The following is a 17,293-nucleotide window of genomic DNA, read 5'->3' on the forward strand; positions in this document are numbered from 1 at the left end:
CCCGTGGCGACGCAACCTTCGGCCCGTGAGGAAGAGCGCAAGGCGCGCCTCGCCCGCTACCGCATCCTCGATACGACCCCCGAGCCCGCCTTCGACGACCTCGCGCGGCGCGCGCAGGAGGCCGCGCACGTCCCGATGGCCTGGCTTGCGTTCCACGACGGAGCGCGTGAATGGGTCAAGTCGGGCGTGGGCATCGCGTTCACCGAACTCGCGGGCGCGCGCCGGATCTTCTTCCGGGGCGAGATGCCGGTGGCCACGGTCGAGATCGAGGACATGTCGGCCACGGAACATCGCGCGCACCCGCTCGTGGCCGGGGAGCCGCGCATGCGCTTCCTGTGCGCGGTCCCGCTGGTGACGCCGGACGGGCACGCCATGGGCACGCTCACGGTTGCCGACCGCATGCCGCGCCGGCTCGAGCCCGCCGAACGCACGGCGCTCGAAAACCTCGCCGCTCTCGCGGTCGCCCGCCTAGAGGCGCGGAGTTCGCCCGCGCCCGAAGCCGACGTCGCGGCCGCCGGGGCACGGGTGGAAGAAGCGCAGGAACAGCTCGCCCGGGAGCGGGAATTCTCCGACGCCGTGATCCAGAGCCTGCCCGGGGCGTTCTTCCTCTTCTCGCGGGGCGGCGAGATGCTGCGCTGGAATGCGCGCATGCAGGCGGCCACCGGATACACCGGCCTCGAAATCGCGGCGATGCGCCCGCTCGACCTCATCGCGCCGGTGGATCGTGCGGCCGTCGAGAGGGCCATCTGCCGGATCCTCGACGAGGGGCGCGAGATGTCCATCGAAGCCCGGATGATGGACAAGGCCGGTGCGAGCAGGCCGTACGTCTTCACCGGCAAGGCCCTGCGCGTTGCCGGAGAGACTTACGTGATGGGGTTCGGCCGCGACATCTCGGAAAGGAAGCGCGCCGAGGAGCAGACGCTGCGCGCCAAGGAGCGCCTCGACCTTGCGCTCACCGGTTCCAGCCTCGCCCTGTGGGACTGGGACCTCCGGTCGAACCGCGTGTACTTCAACGAGGGATGGGCGGCGCTGGTGGGCGCGCCCTTGCGCGAAACCACGGTCGGGTGGGACGAGGTTCGATCCTGGAACCATCCGGAGGACGCGAACCTCCACGAGGCCGCGGTGGCCAACGCGGTGCAGGGCGTGAGCGAGGAGTTCGAATGCGAGTACCGCGTCCGTCACGCTTCGGGCGAGTGGATCTGGATCTACTCGCGCGGCAAGGTCACGCAGCGCGACGACACGGGCCGGGCGTTGCGCATGACCGGAACCTCGACCAACGTGACGAAACGCAAGGAGGCAGAGGAGCGCGCCGAATACCTGGCCACCCGAGACCCGCTGACGGGGCTTCCCAACCGGGTCCTGCTGCACGATCGCCTGGAGCAGGGCATCGTGAATGCGGCACGGCACAGGACCGGCTTCGCGTTCATGTTCATCGACCTCGACCGGTTCAAGACGATCAACGACTCCCTCGGGCACGACGTGGGCGACGAACTCCTTAAGCGGGTGGCCGCTCGCCTGATGGCGTGCGTGCGCGCTTCCGACACCGTGGCGCGGTTGGGGGGCGACGAGTTCGCGGTCATTCTCGAGAACCTGCGCGACACCGATGACGAGGGCGCCCAGCAGGTGGCCGACAAGATGATCTCCGCCATGGGCTCGCCCATGCTCATCGGCAGCCAGCACCTCAACACTTCATGCTCCATCGGCATCAGCCTCTACCCGTTCGACGGCAAGGACAGCGCCACGCTCATGAAGCACGCCGACGTCGCCATGTACTACGCCAAGGAGAAGGGTCGCAACAACTACCAGTTCTTCTCCTCGGAGATGAACGTGCGTGCGCAGGAGCGTCTGTCGATCGAGAATTACCTGCGGCTGGCGTTGCGCCGCAACGAGCTGCTGCTGCACTACCAGCCGCGCATCCGCATGTCCGACGGCGCCCTCACCGGGATGGAGGCGCTGGTGCGCTGGTCGCACCCGCGCCGCGGGCTCCTCGCCCCATCGAAATTCATCGACGTCGCGGAGGACTCGGGCCTCATCGTTCCCATCGGCGAGTGGGTCCTGGAGAGCGCCTGCCGGCAGGCACGCACCTGGCAGCGCGTGCTCGGGAAGGAGTTCAGGTTCTCGGTGAACCTGTCGGTGGGCCAGGTGGCCGACGGCGATCGCCTGTTCGGCGCGGTCGGCCGCGCCGTGCGCAATGCGGACATCGATCCCTCGACACTGGAGCTGGAGCTTACAGAGAGCATCCTCATGCAGAACCTGGCGGAAAAGGCGGCGCTCCTCAACCGCCTGGGCGATTTCGGGGTGGGCATCTCGATAGACGATTTCGGCACGGGCTACTCGTCGCTGTCCTACCTCAAGACTCTGCCCGTTGACGCGATCAAGATCGACAGCTCGTTCGTCCGCGACATCGGGCTCGACGCGAACGACGAGGCAATCGTGCGCGCCATCATCGCGATGGCCCACTCGCTGAAGCTCCTCGTGATTGCCGAGGGGGTCGAGACGCACGCGCAGTTCGAGAGCCTGAAGGCCCTGGGGTGCGACGAGTTCCAGGGCTACTACGCCAGCCCCGCCCTGCCGCCTGCCGAGTTCGAGCGCCGGTATGTCCGATAGGTCGCCGCGCCTGTACTGCGCGGGGTTGACCGGCTTGCGTGCATACGCCGCCTTGTGGGTGATGCTCTTTCACTTCATTTCCATCGTCGGCCCGACGCGGCTGTCCGTTGCGGTGCCGGGCATGTCCCTCGATGTCACGCCGCTCGTGACGATCGGTTGGGTCGGCGTCGATCTCTTCTTCGTGCTCTCCGGGTTCCTGCTCACGACGCATCTCCTGGAGCGCTGGGGCGTCACGGGGCGCGAGGCCCTGATGGGCAGCTATTTTCGTGCGCGCGTCCTGCGGGTCTTTCCCGCCTACTGGGTCCAGCTGGCGATCCTCTTTGCAGTGGCGGTCATCGCTCGCGGGGGGGCACCGGCGTGGTCGGGATACCTGCCTCTGCACGTCCCGATGCTCCAGAACCTTTCGGAAAAGGCGAGCTTCGCCATCAATCCGGTCTACTGGACCCTGCCGATCGAATTCGCCTTCTACCTCTGCCTGCCGGCGATTGCGAGGTACCTTGCGGCAGGGGAAGCGCGGGAGGCGAGAACGGCGTGGGTTCGGCTTGCGGTGCTGGTGATGGGACTCATCGCGACCACATGGGCCTACCGGTACGTGGTCTTTCGCGCCTATGAGGGCAGTGCCGTGAACACGATCGCCTGGGCGACGAGCCAGATACCGGGCACCCTGGACCAGTTCATGATCGGGTCGGGGACGGCCGCCGGATATCGCCTTGCCAGGTCCGTCCGCGCGCCCGGGATCGCGGGCACCCGTGCCTGGCACTCCACGGCGTTGTTCGCGATCGGGCTCTGCGGCGTGGTCGCGATGATGTACTTCATCGACCGGATCCATGGCGCGTACTGGTCCGGACATTGGGCGCTTTTCGTCTGGCACACGATCACGGCCGCATTCATCGCATGCATCGTGCTTTCGATCGTGATTTCCAGTCCGTCGACCCGGCTCGTCTTCGAGAACCGGATCGCACTGTTCCTGGGCACGATCAGCTATAGCATCTATCTGTGGCACTTCCCGATCGCCATCTGGGCAGCCGGCTTCCTGGAGATGTCGGGAATGGAACTGTGGAGATTTTCGCTGCTGGTGGCTCCCCCGGTCATCGTCGCCAGCGCATGTTCCTACTACGGGGTCGAGCGTCCGTTCCTGAAGGGCGCCGGAGCGAAGGCGCAGCGCGGTTGACCGTTGTGCCGCCACGGTGCTGGAATCGCGTCGAGGAGCCGCTGCGTTCGGCCGGTTTCGGGCAAATGCCGCGCAGGGAGGTCTAGGCGGCGCGGTCGATTTTCAGGTCCTGTACCTTGCGCGTGAGCGTGTTCCGGCCGATGCCGAGCAGGCTGGCCGCCTCGATTCGCCGCCCGCCGGTGTGGGCGAGGGCGCGGGTGATGAGGGCGGTTTCGAAGTCGCGCGTCAGCGCCGGCGCGATGCCTGTCTCGCCGCGCGCCAGGCGCGCCGCGACTTCGCGCTCGAGCGCGCCGAGCCATCCGCCATCGTCCGGGGCTGCGGCCGCGGAAACCTCGCCGCGTATCTCCGGAGGAAGATCCGCCACGTCGACGACCTGGCCCGGCGCCATGACCGTGACCCAGTGGCAGAGGTTCTCGAGCTGGCGCACGTTGCCGGGCAGGTCGCGCGTCGCCAGGAACTGGACAGCGGCGTCGGTGAGGCGCTTGCCATCGACGCCGAGTTCGCGCGCGCTCTTCGCCAGGAAGTGACGGGCGAGTACCGGGATGTCCTCGCGGCGTTCGCGAAGGCTGGGAAGCCGCAGGCGGATCACGTTCAGGCGATGGAACAGGTCCTCGCGAAACAGGCCCAGCTTCACGCGCGCCTCGAGATCCTGGTGGGTGGCCGCAATGACGCGCACGCTTGCGGTGATCGGCGTATGGCCGCCCACGCGGTAGAACTGTCCGTCCGAAAGGACGCGCAGGAGCCTCGTCTGCAGGTCCTGCGGCATGTCGCCGATCTCGTCCAGGAAGAGCGTTCCGCCCTCGGCCTGCTCGAAGCGGCCGCGGCGCATCGCCTGTGCCCCGGTGAACGCTCCGCGCTCGTGGCCGAAGAGCTCGCTCTCGAGCAAGTCCTTGGGGATGGCGGCCGTATTGATGGCGATGAAAGCCTTGCCGGCGCGGGGGCTGTGGCGGTGCAGCGCACGCGCCACCAGCTCCTTGCCCGTGCCGGACTCGCCGGTGATCAGGACGGTGGCGTGAGACTGCGACAGCCGGCCGATCGCGCGGAAGACCTCCTGCATCGCGAAAGCCTGTCCGAGGATCTCGGGCGTATCGCCGTCCGCCGGCGGCGCCTCGACCCGCCGGCGACTCTCCTCCAGGGCTCGGCGAATCAGCTCCACCGCGTGGTCGACATCGAAGGGCTTCGGCAGGTACTCGAACGCGCCCCCCTGGAAGGCGGCCACCGCGCTTTCCAGGTCGGAATACGCCGTCATGATGATCACCGGCGTCGTGGGCAGGCGCTCCTTGAACGCCTGCATGAACTCGATCCCCGCGAGCCCCGGCATGCGGATGTCGCTCACCACGACCCGGGGGGACTGCGTGTCGAGGAGGTCGAGCGCCTCACGGGCGGTGGCAAAGGTGCGGTGGTCGATGCCTTCGCGGGTGAGCGCCTTCTCGAAGACCCAGCGGATCGAGCGGTCGTCGTCGATGATCCAGACGGGGTTCATTTCGTCGCCTTCCATTGTCATTGGGGCACGAGCCCGGCTTGCTCCACGCTGCGAACGGGCAGGAGGATCGTGAAGCACGTCCGCCCCGGGGAGCTCTCGAACTCGATGAGTCCATGGTGCTGGTGAACATAGTTCTGCGCGAGCGGGAGCCCGAGCCCGGTGCCGCCGTCCCGGCCGCTCACCAGCGGGAAGAAGATCCTCCCTGCGAGTTCGTCCGGCACCCCCGGGCCGTTGTCCTCGATTTCGATCGCCACCGCGTGGCGGTAGCGTGTCCTGGCGATCGTTGCCTGGCGCGTGATCCTGGTGCGGAAGCGGATCTCGCCTCGACCGGCCATCGCCTGCGCGGCGTTCCTGGCCACGTTGAGGATCGCCTGGATCAGGCTCTCCTTGTCCCCCGGCAGGTCCGGCAGGCTCGGGTCATAGTCGCGGCGGATCACGAGTCCGCCGGAATTTTCGGCCGTCAGCAGCGTCTTCACGCGCTCCATCACCTCGTGCACGTTGAGCATCTCGATCTGGGGGAGGCGATGCGGCGTGAGCATCCGGTTCATGAGCGACTGCAGGCGATCCGTTTCCTTCACGATCACCTGCGTGAACTCCTTCAGGTCGGGTTCCGGAAGCTCGCGTTCGAGGAGCTGCGCCGCGCCGCGAATGCCGCCCAGGGGGTTCTTGATCTCGTGCGCGAGGTTGCGGATCAGCTCCCGGTTGGCCTGCTGCTGCTCGAGGAGCTTGGCCTCCCGTGCGATGCGCAGCTGCTGGTCGAGCTCATGCAGTTCGATGAGGAGCCTGGCGCCTTCCTCATCGACGGGCACGGCCACGCATTGCACCGTCACGGCCTGGCCGCCCAGCTCGAGGCTGAGCTCGTTCTCGTTGAAGCCCGTATCGTCCGCCACGGCTTGCGCGAGGAGCTCCAGGAACCGCTCGTTGCCGGGCAACACCTTCGCCGCGGCCGCGCCCAGCAGGTGCTTCCTGCCGTGGGCAAGTAGCGTCTCGGCGGCGGGATTTGCGTACATCACCTGGAGGTGCTCGTCGAGCATCAGCACGGCGGTAGCGAGCAGCTCGAGCCCCGGAAACGGCGTCGTCACGCTGGCCTGCTCCGGAGGCGATTGCCAATGGTCGCGCCAGCGAAGCGTGCTGGCGCGTCGGCAGAAGGGGGATGCCGGAAGGGGAGACTGCGCGAGGCTAGGGCTTGAGCGCGCCGAGCTCTTTCTTGAGCGCCTCGATATTCTTCTCGTGCTCGGCGACGGTGGCCTGCAACCCCCGGATGCGTCCGGACGCGCGATCGATGTTCGCGCGTATTTCCGCCTGCTGCGCGGGAGTCGGCTCTTGAGTCTGTTGCGCGATGCGCACTGCGGCAATGAGCGTCGGATTCTGCTGTTCCTGAAGGAGGGCCTTTCGCGCTTCCCCGAGGGTCTTCTCCTCCTGGACGAGCTCGTCCTCGAGAATCCTGCGGCGAACGTCGTCGCGTCCCTTCTGGGTATTCCGATCGATCGAGGCGACGGTCACCGGAAGCTGCCGCGGGGTCACCACGGCGACGGAGGGTTTGACGGTCTGCTTGTCGGGTGCCTTGCCCGCCTGGGGCGCGATTCCCTGGATCGTGCTCAGTGGTTCGAGGTCCAGCACGGTCGCGCCCTTCATCGGGCGATTCGAATAGGTCACGCGCCCGCTCTCGTCGACGTGCTTGTAGATCGTCGTCTGCGCGAACGCCAACGGCGAGGCAAGGCTTACTGCAACACCGATCCAGAGCGCTTTCATCACGCACTCCCACAGGCGACAGGGGAGGATCAGGATAGGGAGCGGTCATCGAAAAAGTCAACAAGATCAAAGGCCTAGCCGGAAAATGCCCCATACGTTGTGGTTTGGCGTCGCGCCGACCACAAGCTGCGGCGTCGCGGCGAAAAAGAAAAGGGGCGGACGGGGCCGCCCCTTGTCCGGTGTTAGCCCCGCGACGCGTCAGGCCGAGTAGTACATGTCGTATTCGACCGGATGCGTGGTCATGCGGAAGCGAGTGACCTCCTCCTGCTTGAGCGCGATGTATGCGTCGATGAGGTCGTTGGAAAAGACGCCGCCGCGCGTGAGGAACTCGCGGTCCTTGTCGAGGTAGTCGAGCGCCTGGTCGAGCGAGGAGCACACGGTCGGGATCTTCGCGTCCTCTTCCGGCGGAAGGTCGTAGAGGTTCTTGTCGGCCGGGTCGCCGGGGTGGATCTTGTTCTGCACCCCGTCGAGGCCCGCCATCAGCATCGCGGCAAACGCGAGGTAGGGATTGGCGGTCGGGTCCGGGAAGCGCACCTCGATGCGGCGGCCCTTCGGGCTGGTCACGAACGGGATGCGGATCGAAGCCGAGCGGTTGCGCGACGAATAGGCAAGTTTAACGGGCGCCTCGAAGCCGGGAACCAGGCGTTTGTAGGAGTTCGTGCCGGGGTTCGTGATGGCGTTGAGGGCGCGAGCATGCTTGATGATGCCGCCAATGTAGTAGAGCGCGAAGTCGGACAGGCCCGCGTAGCCGTCGCCGGCGAAAAGGTTCTGGCCGCCCTTCCAGATCGACTGGTGCACATGCATGCCGGAGCCGTTGTCGCCCACGACGGGCTTGGGCATGAAGGTCGCGGTCTTGCCATACGAGCGCGCGACGTTCCACACGGTGTACTTGAGGATCTGCGACCAGTCGGCGCGCTTCACCAGCGACTCGAATTTCGTGCCGATCTCGCACTGGCCGGGGCCGGCGACCTCGTGGTGGTGCACTTCCACTTCCACGCCCTGCTCCTCGAGCGCGAGGCACATCGCCGAGCGGATGTCCTGCAGTGCGTCGACCGGGGGCACCGGGAAGTAACCGCCCTTCACGCAGGGGCGGTGGCCCAGGTTGCCTCCCTCGAATTTCTCGTCGGTGGACCAGGGAGCCTCCTCCGAGAAGATCTTGCAGTAGGAGCCCGACATGTCCACCTTCCACTCGACCGCGTCGAAGATGAAGAACTCGGGCTCCGGACCGAAATAAGCGACGTCTCCGATGCCGGTGGACTTGAGGTAGGCCTCGGCGCGGTGCGCGAGCGATCGCGGATCGCGGTCATATCCCTTGCCGGTGGACGGCTCGTGCACGTCGCAGGACAGGACGAGTGTCGATTCGTCCATGAACGGGTCCATGCGCGCGGAACCCGGGTCCGGCATGAGCAGCATGTCCGAGGCCTCGATGCCCTTCCAGCCCGCGATCGACGAACCGTCGAACGCGTGGCCGGAAATGAATTTGTCCTGGTCGAACATCTTGACCGGCACGGTGACGTGCTGTTCCTTGCCCTTCGTGTCGGTGAAACGCAGGTCCACGAACTTGACCTCGTTTTCCTTGATCATCTTGAAGACATCGGCCGCTGCCATGACTCTTTCTCCTGGTTGAGGGATGACGCCCCAGAATGGGGAATGGATCGGATAGATTAACGGTTGGAGCCCATGGAATAGCAGAAAGCATGCCACGAGACTTGGCTTTCAAGCTATTGATTTACAATGATTTGAATCGGTCAGGCCGGTAACGGCGCACGCTTACGGTGCATCCGGTATGCGTCCGCACCATAATTGTGCAATCGGATGCCGGGTTCCTTTTTGAACGATCACTATATATAGGAATCGCGACGGGCATCTTCCGACAGCTATCATGGCGCCGGGCGCAATGCCCGCTTTTCGCCTGGATCAAGAATCGCTCCGGAATCAATGGACCGTTACGTCGTCATCGGAAATCCCGTCGCGCACTCCCTCTCGCCGGAGATCCACGCGCGTTTTGCCCGCGAAACGGGCGCGGTCATGACGTATGAAAGGCTTCTTGTCGAACCGGGGGATTTTCCGCGCGCAGCCCGCGAATTCTTTGCTTCCGGCGGACGAGGCGCCAACGTGACGCTTCCGTTCAAGGTCGATGCATTCGCTTTTGCCGGAGAGCGCACGGCACGGGCGGAGGCGGCGGGCGCGGTGAACACGCTGGCGCGTCGCGATGCGACGGTCCTCGGGGACAATACCGACGGAGCAGGGCTCGCCCGCGACCTGGTCGTGAACCTGGGCCTCGCGCTGGCGGGGATGCGCATTCTCGTGCTCGGTGCCGGCGGTGCGGCGCGCGGGATCATGGCGCCGCTGCTCGCGTTGTCTCCCGTTGTGCTCGTGGTGGCGAACCGGACGAAAGAACGGGCGCGCGAGATCGCCGACCGGTTCAGGCATTCGGGTCCCGTGGAGGGTGTCGGACTCGAGGCGATCGGCGGTGGATATGACCTCGTGGTGAACGCCACCTCCACATCGACGCGCGGTGAAACCCTGGCGCTGCCCGACGGCCTTTTCGCGCCCGGCGCGATGGCCTACGACCTGGCCTATGGGGGCGCGGCCCGGCCGTTCCTCGAAAGCGCGCGCCGCGCAGGGGCAAGGACAAGTGACGGCCTGGGCATGCTCGTGGAGCAGGCGGCGGAATCATTCCACTTGTGGCGGGGACGCAGCCCGGACACGGCGGGCGTCATCGCTTCGCTGCGGGCCGCGTGAGCCGCTTCGCGCGTTTCGCTGGCTGGGGGGCGCTCGCGCTCGCCGTGGTGTTCGTCGCCTACGAGCTTTCCATACTCGCGCGGCTGGCGTGGTGGCGCGGCCATGACCCGACGTCGACGGCATTCATGGAGGAGCAGCGCGGTCGGCTTCGCGACAAGCGTCCCGCGGCGAAGCTGCGACACCAATGGATTGCCTACTCGCGCATCTCGGCTCACCTCAAGCGGGCGGTCGTCGCCGCAGAGGACGCGAAATTCGCCGACCACGAGGGCTTCGACTGGGAGGCGATGCAGAAAGCCTGGGAAAAGAACCAGCAGCGCGGGAAGGTGGTCGCGGGCGGCTCCACGATTTCGCAGCAGCTTTCCAAGAACCTCTTCCTTTCGGGCAGCAGGACGCCGTGGCGAAAGGCCCAGGAGGCGATGATCACCGTCATGATGGAAAACGTCATGGACAAGCGCCGCATCCTGGAGATCTATCTCAACGTGATCGAGTGGGGCGACGGCGTCTTCGGCGCGGAGGCCGCAGCGCGCCATTACTTCGGCGTGGGCGCGGGTGCGCTCACGCCCGCCCAGGCTGCGCGACTGGCCGCGATGGTCCCCAATCCGCGATTCTATGACCGCAACCGAACCGCGCCGTGGCTCGAAAAGAAGACGCAGATCATCATGGCGCGAATGGACTCCGCGGACGTCCCCTGAAGCCTGCGCGAAAATAATCCGCGCGATCCAGGCACCGGAGCCCGGGTCCACGGCCTAGAATACCGGCGACCCGTCCGGGTCCGCGATCGACCGCCCATGCCCCTGTCCGCCGACAATCTGCGCTCCGCCACGCCGCAGGAACACCTCAACGCGGTGTCGAAGCTGCTCGCCAAGCAGCGGCTGGTGGACGCGCTCGCCCACCGCCAGGGCGAGCAGGAGGGCAGCAAACCCGGGCCGGCCTTGTCCCCGGCCCATCGGCAGAACCTCGTCGATCTGCAGAAGAAGCTCGATGGCCTGCATCCGGCCGACATGGCATTCATCCTCGAGGGCCTGCCCCTGGAGGAGCGCATCGTGGTGTGGAGGCTGGTGCGCAGCGACCGGGATGGCGAGATCCTGCTCGAGGTTTCCGACGCCGTCCGCGACACGCTTCTCGCGGACATGGACTCGGCCGAGATCGTCGCCGCCGCCCAGAATCTCGACGCCGACGAGATTGCCGACCTCGCGCCCGACCTGCCTCACGATGTGGTGCAGGACATCATCGAGTCACAGGATGTCCACGAGCGCGCGCAGCTGCAATCAGCGCTGTCCTATCCCGAGGGGAGCGTCGGCGCGCTCATGGACTTCGAGGTGGTGAGCATCCGGGAGGACGTGACCTGCGAGGTCGCGCTTCGCTACCTGCGGCGTTACGAGGAGCTCCCCGGGCAGACCGATGCGCTGTTCGTGGTCGACCGGAATGACCACCTGCGCGGCATCCTTCCCCTCAAGCGGCTGCTGGTGAGCGACCCGGAGATCCGCGTCGCCACCCTCCTCGATCCGGAGATCGTGTCGTTCTCCCCCGACAGCGAAGCCGAGGAAGCCGCGAAGGCCTTCGAACGCTATGACCTTGTGAGCGCCCCCGTGGTTTCGGCCGACGGCCGCGTGGTCGCGCGACTCACGGTCGACGCAGTGCTTGCCTTCGTTCGAGAGCGCCAGGAGACCCAGGAGTTCGCGAAGGTGGGCCTGCGGGAGGAAGAAGACCTCTTCTCGTCCGTCTGGTCCTCGGCGAAGAACCGCGGCCCCTGGCTCGCCCTCAACCTCTGCACCGCGTTCGTCGTTTCCCGCGTGGTGGGCGCTTTCGAAGACTCGATCGGGCGACTTGCCGCGCTGGCTGCCCTGATGCCGATCGTGGCCGGAATCGGGGGCAACTCCGGCAACCAGACCTTGACCCTCCTGGTACGTGCGCTCGCCCTGCGCCAGGTGAGCGCGGCCAACGCCCGGCGGCTACTCGTCAAGGAGCTGAGCATCAGCGTGCTCAACGGGGCTTTCTGGGGTGGGGTGCTCGGCATCGTGGCCTGGCTCCTCTACCGGAACGTGGCCCTGGGCGGCGTCATGGCGCTCGCGATGATGCTCAACCTCATCGTGGGCGCGCTCGCCGGGCTCTTCATCCCGCTCGTGATGGACCGCTTCGGGCGCGACCCGGCCATCGGCTCGAGCGTGTTCCTCACCTTCGTGACGGACAGCATGGGGTTCTTCATCTTCCTCGGGCTCGCCACGATCTTCCTGTTCTAGGCAATGGCACGGCTCTTCTTTGCCCTGTGGCCCGCCAAGCCGGCGCGCGCGGCGCTCGCCGCATGGGCTGCGACGCAGGCGAGTGCCTGCGGCGGCCGGCCGGTTCCGGAGGGGAACCTGCACCTCACGCTGGTTTTCCTCGGGGAGGTCGATGCTTCGCGAATCGAGGCGTTGAGGCAACTGGCGCAGGATGTGGCAGGCAGCGCCTTCACACTCACGCTCGATCGCATCGGAGAGTTCCGGCGCACCGGGGTCGTCTGGGCCGGATGCCGTCGTGCTCCCGCTGGGTTGCTGGGTCTCCAGGCAGCCCTCGAGCGTGCAATCCGGGAGGCCGGGTTCTCGCCGGACGACCGCCCGTTCGCCCCGCACCTGACCCTGGTCCGTCGAACGCGCGATCCGGTGAATCCGCAGGATATCGAGCCGGTGTCGTGGTGCCCGAAGGCGTTTGCGCTCGTGGAGGCGGCGCGAGGGAAAGGCACCTACCGAACCCTCGCCGAATGGCCACTGGGAGAGGAGAAAACATGAAGGCCGCGCCGGACAGCGCAAGACCTTCCTGAAACAATCACCCGTTTGCGAGGCGCTCCCCGCTCGGTGTCTCCGGCAACTTTCGAAGCCGTTCCGCCGGGTCGCGCCTCGTATTCGGGTTCAGGCCGTGGGGGCCCGGAAGCCAGGGGCTTCCGTTCAGCTCATCGGCTTGATCAGCGGCGTGATGACGGGTGTGACCGACGCGGCAACCATCTTCGCGGGGGCCGCCTTCTTCATCGCAGGCTTTTTTGCCGCCTTCTTTTTCGCTGCTGGCTTCTTTTTGGCTTTCTTGGCCGGCTTCTTCGCAGCCTTCTTCTTCTTGGCCGCGGGCTTCTTCTTGGCTACCTTCTTCTTGGCGACCTTCTTTTTCGCCGTCTTTTTCGCCGCTTTTTTCTTCGCAGCGGGCTTCTTCTTCGCCGCAGGCTTCCTCTTCGCCGCAGGCTTCTTGGTGACCTTCTTCTTCGCGGCCGGTTTCTTGGCGGCCTTCTTCTTCGCAGCAGGTTTCTTCTTCGCGGTTGCCATCGTGTTGCTCCTTTCGATTGTTGGACCGAATAGTCTTCCCGTGCCGGGCGGCAGCTTCGCCGTGGCTCCCGGCACTACCAAGCGCTCGGATTTCTCGATCGAACGGCAAAGCCTGGTGGCTCTTTCCGGTGCATCGCGACGCTTTCTTGTCATCGATGCGCCAGCTTGGTGGAGCGGATGATATGCGAAAAAATCCGCGGAACAGCGGTTTGGGGCGTGTCAAGGGCGACTAATTGATCGAACTGGTGCGGCATTGGTATCGAGTCGATACCATCACCGTTGCGCGTTTTTGCGGCATCGCGCCGCGACGTTCAGTCGATGGGGGACTCGCCGGCGTAGAGGGAGGCGATCGTCTCACGCGGGCGCACCTGCACGGCCCGGCTGCCGTCGACCATGACTTCGCAGGGGCGCGGACGCGAGTTGTAGTTCGAGCTCATCACCATGCCGTAGGCGCCCGCCGACAGGATGGCCAGGCCGTCGCCGGGCGCGATGGCAAGCTCGCGATCGACGCCGAGCACGTCCGAGGATTCGCAGACGGGCCCCACGACGTCGTACAGCGCCGCTGGCCGGTCGAGCGCAGCGAGGGGCGCGATCTCGTGCCACGCCTCGTAGAGCGCGGGGCGGATGAGTTCGCTCATCGAGGCGTCCACGATGGCGAAGCGCTTGCCGGTGTCGAGCTTCAGGTACTCGACGCGGGTGAGGAGGACGCCGGCGTTGCCGACGATGGCGCGCCCGGGCTCGAGCACGAGGGAATACCCGCTTCCCGCAAGGCGCGCGGCCACCGCGGCGCACCACCGCCCGATGTCGAGCGATTCCTCGCCTTCGCGGTAGCGGATGCCCAGGCCGCCGCCGAGGTCGACATGGCGCAGGGGGATGCCGCGGGCGACGACGGCGGCGGCCAGTTCGAGAACGCGCTCGAGGGCTTCCTCGAGCGGCGCCATGTCGAGGATCTGCGATCCGATGTGGCAGTCGATGCCGATCACGTCCAGGTGCGGCAGTCGCGACGCAAGGTCGTAGGCGGCGAGCGCCCGGTCGTGCGCGATGCCGAACTTGCTTCCCTTGAGTCCGGTGGAGATATAGGGATGCGTGCGCGCATCCACGTCGGGATTCACGCGCAGCGACACGGGCGCCCGGCGTCCCATGGAACCCGCGATCGCGTCCAGCCGCTCCAGCTCCCGCTCGCTTTCCGCGTTGAAGCATCGGATCCCGGCTGCAAGCCCCGCGCGGATCTCCTCCTCGGTCTTGCCCACGCCGGAGAAGATGATGCGATCGGCCCTTCCGCCGATGGCGAGCACGCGCGCCAGCTCGCCTCCGGACACGATGTCGAAGCCCGACCCCAGGCGGGCGAGGACGTCCAGCACGGCGAGGTTGGAGTTCGCCTTGACCGCGTAGCACACGAGGTGGTCCGTTCCCGCGAGGGCGTCGTCGAAGGCCCGCCACGCGGACTCGATCGCCGCCCGGGAATACACATAGCAGGGCGTGCCGAAGCGATTCGCCACGTCGGCGAGGCGAACTCCCTCCATCCACAACTCCGTATCGATGCGGCGGATCGTGCTCACGGGGCGGCGGGGGCGGCCGGCGCCGGCGGCTCGGGGAGCTTGAGCGGGCCTCTCTGGCCGCAGGCGCCGACGGCGATCGCGAGAGCGATCCAGGCGAGTGCGCGTATCATGCGCGAGAGCGTAGCACAGGCCTCGCGCCCCCCCATGAACGAGAGCGAATTCCATCGCGCAGTCGATGAAGTCCTTGCCCGCATCGAGCGGGCCGCCGAGGCGACGCAGTCGCTCGAAGCCGATCTCGAGGTCGGCATCCTCACGCTGGAATGCCCCGACCGCAGCCGGATCATCGTCAATCGCCAGACGCCCAACCGCGAGATCTGGGTGGCGGCGCGCTCGGGGGGCTTCCACTTCGCCTGGAAGGAAGGCGCCTGGCGCGACACGCGGTCGGGTGCCGAACTCTTCGCCTCTCTCCGGGAAATCTCGCGGGCGCAGGCGGGCGAGGAGCTGCTTTTCGCCTGACCCGGCGCCTTTCGAAGGTCAGATCCGGATAAGGTATCGACCCGACACGATATGGCGGGCGCGCAAATCCTTGACTTTGTCGTATCGACCCGATACTAATTGGGCGTGCGCGCGGGGCGCGAGGAGGCAAATCGGTGGACAAGAACCCATTGGTGCTGCTGGAACTGGTCGAGCGCCTGGCGAATCTCATGCGCTCGGAACTGCGCAGGGCGGGGGCCGACGAAAACCTCCAGCCCGTCCACCTGCACTCGCTCGTCTATCTTAGCAGGGCAAACCGGTACTCCAACACCCCGCAGGCGCTCGCGGCCTACCTCGGGCTCACCAAGGGCACGGTCTCGCAGACGCTCCTCATCCTGGACCGGCGGGGCCTCATCGAGCGGTACCAGGACGACATCGACCGGCGGGTCGTGCGGCTGCGCCTTTCCACCTCCGGCGAGCAGCTCCTCTACGAGGCCCAGCCCGCGCTCCCCTGGCAGAACGCCACGCGAAACATCAGCCCCAACCGAATCCGCAACGCCACCTCGGCACTTCGCGAGACGCTCGCCACCTTCCAGGAAGACAACGAGGGGGCGATGTTCGGCGAGTGCACCGACTGCGCCCACTGCCAGAAGCTCTCGCAGCGCATCTTCCGGTGCGGCTTGATGGGTGACCGGCTCTCCGGCCCGGAGACCCGGCGCCTTTGCCTGTTGTTCGAGGCCAAGCGCGAGGCGGAGTGAACACCCGCGGCCCGGGCGGGCTAGAGCTTTGCCCGTGCCCGCAGAATCGCGCCGCGGACCGTTTCGGGGGCCGTTCCGCCGATGTGCCGGCGCGAGGCGACGGAGCCTTCCGGAGTCAGGACCTCGAACACGTCGGCGTCGATTTTCGGTGAGAACACCTTCAACTGCTCCACCGAGAGCCGGGACAGGTCGCTGCCCGTGATCTCGGCCTCCCGCACCGCGCGGGCCACGATCTCGTGGGCGTCGCGGAATGGCACGCCCTTGCGGACGAGGTAGTCGGCAAGGTCGGTGGCGGTCGCGAAACCTTCCGCGAGCGCCTCCCGCATCCGGTCGGGACGCGCCGTCACGCCGCCCAGCATCTCGGCGAGGATCGTGAAGGTGTCGGCGAGGGTATCGGCGGCGTCGAAGAGCGGTTCCTTGTCCTCCTGGTTGTCCTTGTTGTAGGCGAGCGGCTGCGCCTTGACCAGGGTGAGAAGGGCCACGAGGGAGCCGTAGACCCGGCCCGTCTTGCCGCGCATGAGCTCTGGGACGTCCGGGTTCTTCTTCTGCGGCATGATGGAGGAGCCCGTGCAGAATCGATCGGCGATGTCCACGAAGCCGAACCGCGGGTTCATCCACAGCACCAGCTCCTCGCTGAGGCGCGAGACGTGCGCCATGGCGATCGCGGCGGCGGCGAGAAATTCGATGGCGAAGTCCCGGTCCGACACCGCATCCAGCGAGTTTTCGCACAGGCCGTCGAATCCGAGCTCGGCGGCAACCGATTCCCGGTCGATCGGGAAGCTGGTGCCCGCGAGCGCTGCCGAGCCCAGCGGCAGGCGGTTCACGCGGCGACGGCAGTCGGCCAGGCGCTCCGCGTCGCGGGAAAACATCTCGAAATAGGCCATCAGGTGGTGCCCGAAAGTCACCGGCTGGGCGACCTGCATGTGCGTGAATCCGGGCATCACCACGGCGGCGTTTGCCTCGGCGAGGTCGAGAAGGCGCGTGCGGACTGCCTTGAGCAGCGCCAGGAGGGAGTCGATCTCCGCGCGAAGCCAAAGCCGGATGTCCGTCGCGATCTGGTCGTTCCGGGACCGGGCCGTGTGCAATCGCTTGCCGGCATCGCCGGCCAGCTCGGTGAGGCGGTGCTCGATGTTGAGGTGCACGTCCTCCCGGGCCACGGACCAGTCGAACGTCCCTGCGCGGATCTCGGCGGCGATCTGCGCCAGGCCGCGCTCGATCGCCTCGAGGTCGGGCTTGGGCAGGATTGCGCAGCGTGAGAGCATGCGGGCGTGGGCGAGCGAGCCCTGGATGTCGAACTCCGCGAGGCGGCGGTCGAACGAGACCGAGGCGGTGTAGCGCTGGGTGAGGCGATCGACGGGCTCGGCGAACCGGCCGGACCAGGCCTTTCCGGGCGATTGAGCGCCGGTCTCGGGGTCATCTTGTTGCATGGAGTCAGCGGCGTTGGAGAGAATGGCGGCGTGCCGAGTATAAATCAGACAGGAGCGGGCATCCGGTTGCCGAATTTCTGCAACCTGGGC

General features: G+C 66.7%; 16 protein-coding genes. 9 read left to right on the forward strand and 7 right to left on the reverse strand.

Annotated features, from left to right (window positions below; translation table 11 throughout):
• Positions 1–3: 3 nt before the first annotated feature.
• Both IPP91_09385 and IPP91_09390 read left to right on the forward strand, forming a co-directional pair.
• Positions 4–2,607 carry an EAL domain-containing protein gene (locus tag IPP91_09385; GenBank protein ID MBL0142281.1) on the forward strand — a complete coding sequence of 868 codons (2,604 nt, stop codon included), beginning with the start codon at positions 4–6 and terminating at the stop codon, positions 2,605–2,607.
• The gene (locus IPP91_09390) at positions 2,597–3,778 is read left to right on the forward strand and encodes an acyltransferase (protein MBL0142282.1); all 1,182 of its coding nucleotides are present in this window, start codon (positions 2,597–2,599) and stop codon (positions 3,776–3,778) included. The genes IPP91_09385 and IPP91_09390 overlap by 11 nt, the downstream gene beginning before the upstream one ends.
• Positions 3,779–3,860: 82 nt before the next feature.
• Here the strand turns inward: IPP91_09390 and ntrC are convergent, their stop codons facing one another.
• The 4 genes from ntrC to glnA form a co-directional block, all read right to left on the reverse strand.
• Positions 3,861–5,261 (reverse strand): nitrogen regulation protein NR(I), encoded by a 1,401-nt coding sequence (gene ntrC, locus IPP91_09395; GenBank protein MBL0142283.1) that lies wholly within the window; start codon positions 5,259–5,261, stop codon positions 3,861–3,863.
• Between the two features lie 17 nt (positions 5,262–5,278).
• Positions 5,279–6,295, reverse strand: coding sequence for a PAS domain-containing protein (locus tag IPP91_09400; GenBank protein ID MBL0142284.1), 1,017 nt, complete (start codon positions 6,293–6,295; stop codon positions 5,279–5,281).
• Between the two features lie 145 nt (positions 6,296–6,440).
• Positions 6,441–7,013 carry a DUF4124 domain-containing protein gene (locus tag IPP91_09405; GenBank protein MBL0142285.1) on the reverse strand — a complete coding sequence of 191 codons (573 nt, stop codon included), beginning with the start codon at positions 7,011–7,013 and terminating at the stop codon, positions 6,441–6,443.
• A gap of 198 nt (positions 7,014–7,211) precedes the next feature.
• A complete protein-coding gene (glnA, locus tag IPP91_09410; GenBank protein MBL0142286.1) occupies positions 7,212–8,621 on the reverse strand; it encodes a type I glutamate--ammonia ligase in 1,410 nt (469 codons plus the stop codon).
• 330 nt (positions 8,622–8,951) lie between these two features.
• Between glnA and aroE the strand changes: the two genes are divergently transcribed.
• The 5 genes from aroE to IPP91_09435 all read left to right on the forward strand — a co-directional run bounded on the left by aroE (position 8,952) and on the right by IPP91_09435 (position 13,226).
• Entirely contained in the window at positions 8,952–9,758 is an 807-nt protein-coding gene (gene aroE / locus IPP91_09415; GenBank protein ID MBL0142287.1) for a shikimate dehydrogenase, read from the forward strand.
• On the forward strand, positions 9,755–10,450 hold the full coding sequence (mtgA, locus tag IPP91_09420) for a monofunctional biosynthetic peptidoglycan transglycosylase (GenBank protein MBL0142288.1): 696 nt from the start codon (positions 9,755–9,757) through the stop codon (positions 10,448–10,450). Before aroE ends, mtgA begins: the two co-directional genes overlap by 4 nt.
• 96 nt (positions 10,451–10,546) lie before the next feature.
• Positions 10,547–11,998 carry a magnesium transporter gene (gene mgtE, locus IPP91_09425; protein MBL0142289.1) on the forward strand — a complete coding sequence of 484 codons (1,452 nt, stop codon included), beginning with the start codon at positions 10,547–10,549 and terminating at the stop codon, positions 11,996–11,998.
• 3 nt (positions 11,999–12,001) lie between these two features.
• Positions 12,002–12,523, forward strand: a complete 522-nt coding sequence (thpR, locus tag IPP91_09430; GenBank protein MBL0142290.1) for an RNA 2',3'-cyclic phosphodiesterase — start codon at positions 12,002–12,004, stop codon at positions 12,521–12,523.
• 169 nt (positions 12,524–12,692) lie between these two features.
• Positions 12,693–13,226 carry a hypothetical protein gene (locus tag IPP91_09435; GenBank protein ID MBL0142291.1) on the forward strand — a complete coding sequence of 178 codons (534 nt, stop codon included), beginning with the start codon at positions 12,693–12,695 and terminating at the stop codon, positions 13,224–13,226.
• A gap of 130 nt (positions 13,227–13,356) precedes the next feature.
• On the opposite strand, the gene lysA is transcribed toward IPP91_09435, so the two are convergent.
• Both lysA and IPP91_09445 read right to left on the reverse strand, forming a co-directional pair.
• Positions 13,357–14,568, reverse strand: coding sequence for a diaminopimelate decarboxylase (gene lysA, locus IPP91_09440; GenBank protein ID MBL0142292.1), 1,212 nt, complete (start codon positions 14,566–14,568; stop codon positions 13,357–13,359).
• 32 nt (positions 14,569–14,600) lie between these two features.
• Positions 14,601–14,714 carry a lipoprotein gene (locus tag IPP91_09445; protein MBL0142293.1) on the reverse strand — a complete coding sequence of 38 codons (114 nt, stop codon included), beginning with the start codon at positions 14,712–14,714 and terminating at the stop codon, positions 14,601–14,603.
• 34 nt (positions 14,715–14,748) lie between these two features.
• On the opposite strand from IPP91_09445, the gene cyaY reads away from it, so the two are divergent.
• The gene (gene cyaY / locus IPP91_09450) at positions 14,749–15,060 is read left to right on the forward strand and encodes an iron donor protein CyaY (GenBank protein MBL0142294.1); all 312 of its coding nucleotides are present in this window, start codon (positions 14,749–14,751) and stop codon (positions 15,058–15,060) included.
• A 188-nt stretch (positions 15,061–15,248) separates the two neighbouring features.
• Positions 15,249–15,776 (forward strand): MarR family transcriptional regulator, encoded by a 528-nt coding sequence (locus IPP91_09455; GenBank protein MBL0142295.1) that lies wholly within the window; start codon positions 15,249–15,251, stop codon positions 15,774–15,776.
• A 20-nt stretch (positions 15,777–15,796) separates the two neighbouring features.
• On the opposite strand, the gene argH is transcribed toward IPP91_09455, so the two are convergent.
• Positions 15,797–17,203: an argininosuccinate lyase gene (gene argH / locus IPP91_09460; GenBank protein MBL0142296.1), complete on the reverse strand. Its 1,407-nt coding sequence runs from the start codon at positions 17,201–17,203 to the stop codon at positions 15,797–15,799.
• Positions 17,204–17,293 lie beyond the last annotated feature (90 nt).

The organism is Betaproteobacteria bacterium (genome assembly GCA_016720855.1).
In the GTDB taxonomy this organism is placed as follows: domain Bacteria; phylum Pseudomonadota; class Gammaproteobacteria; order Burkholderiales; family Usitatibacteraceae; genus FEB-7.